Below are 1,556 nucleotides of genomic sequence, written 5' to 3' on the forward strand. Positions count from 1 at the left end.
ATACACCGGTTCATCTTTGGTGCAGGAAACTGCAAGCAGTAAGAACAGGAAGCCCAGCAAACGTTGTAAATATTTCGGTTCCATATTGGAGGGATTTAAGGGATAAGTACCTGGTTAATGATGTGGATCACGCCATTACCAACGGGTATGTTGGCATTGTTTGAAGCGGGCGAGTATTGGGAAGGCACTGCTATTCCTGCAGGCTGACCATCATTGCCGGCGCCCAGGAAAGTGATCCCTTTGAATTGCGCGGGATTGCCTCCTATCACAAGTTTAGCGCCGTTCAACGTGGTAATGCCTTCCGAAGCCGCGCTGGCATAATGGTATAGGTCTCCTTCAAAGTACCGTCCCCTGATAATATGATATTGCAGCAGGGTTGCCAGCTTTACAGGATCTGCATTTAATATACCATCCAGGGTACTGAGATCAAGACCATCAATGGCGGCCTGCGTAAAAGCGGTGTTGGAGGGCGCCAACACGGTATATTCATCTTTACCTGAAAGCAATTCTGTAAGGCCGGCCCGTTGCATAGCGGCAGCAAATAAAGCAGTGGTGGTATCACTGCGCAATGCCGAAGCGGAGGTGCTGTATAGCTCCGGGTTCAGTAACTGGGGCAGTACCTGGATTAAACCGTTTGATGCTGCATTATCCCGGCTAACCAATCTGAAACCGTTTACCGTTGCTATCGTATCGCCGGCTTCTGCAAATGTTTTTATATAAACGCTGCCACCGCCAATCGTTTTATATGCCTGCGAGGTATTTAAGGGAAGGCTGCCCAGGGTTACGCGCTGCGGGATCACCGTATAACGCATTGCCTCCCTGAGCCAACCGGGCGTAAAGAACTGGAAGCTATATGCGTTTGTGGGATAACTGATTCCCTGCAGGCTGAAAGCATTATTATTGGGCGCCAGGACCGTATAGGGCCCTTGTTTGGCCAGTGTGTCCAGCAGGCCGCCCATATTAAAACCGGCATATAATACGCCGAAACTGAAGTTGTCGTTCAATACAAAGCTGATGGTACTGCCGTCTTTTCCCGCATTGGGAGCGGAAGCGTCTTCCTTGCCGCAGCCTGTGATCCCCAGTGTCAGAAGCAGGATAAAGCTCAACTGCCGGCGTAAACTGTTCTCAATAGTCATAGCTGCTTATTTTACAATGGGATAAAAAAGTTTGTTGATCTTGAACAATGAACCGTTTGCCGCTATGTAAGATGCATTACGCGGCAAGGGATAGGATGGTGCAGCAGGGCCGCCATAGCTCACCCGCGCTTCCCCGCTTACATCAGAAAAACTGAGCGGCAGGCTATATCTTACAACGGCTTCAGCGATATTGCCTGAACCTGCCGCATAGGTATTCAGCTTACCATTATTGAATGCAGGATTTAGCAGGTCATTATAAAAGATCCTTATGGTGCTGCCGGTATTATAAAAACTGCCGGCAACCGGCCCGTTAAATATGATATGCCGTTTGAGCACGGTATCCAGCGGCGAAAAATAGAAGGTTATAAAATCGTTAAGATCAAGTCCTATATAAGTGCTGGTAGCATAAGCCCGGAGATC

The 1,556-nt window shown here is 48.8% G+C and carries 2 protein-coding genes; both read right to left on the bottom strand.

The window, feature by feature from the left end:
• Window positions 1-95: 95 nt before the first annotated feature.
• Window positions 96-1,136, bottom strand: coding sequence for a fasciclin domain-containing protein (locus tag VN105_RS11130; protein ID WP_325640813.1), 1,041 nt, complete (start codon window positions 1,134-1,136; stop codon window positions 96-98).
• A gap of 6 nt (window positions 1,137-1,142) precedes the next feature.
• Window positions 1,143-1,556 (bottom strand): hypothetical protein (locus VN105_RS11135; protein ID WP_325640814.1); only part of this gene is annotated, 414 nt, incomplete at its 5' end.

The sequence above is a fragment of the Chitinophaga sp. genome, from assembly GCF_035564935.1.
In the GTDB taxonomy this organism is placed as follows: domain Bacteria; phylum Bacteroidota; class Bacteroidia; order Chitinophagales; family Chitinophagaceae; genus Chitinophaga.

Excerpts from the sequence above, each read along its gene's own strand:
- VN105_RS11130 (WP_325640813.1), bottom strand. The coding sequence starts at position 1,136 with ATGACTATTGAGAACAGTTTACGCCGGCAGTTGAGCTTTATCCTGCTT.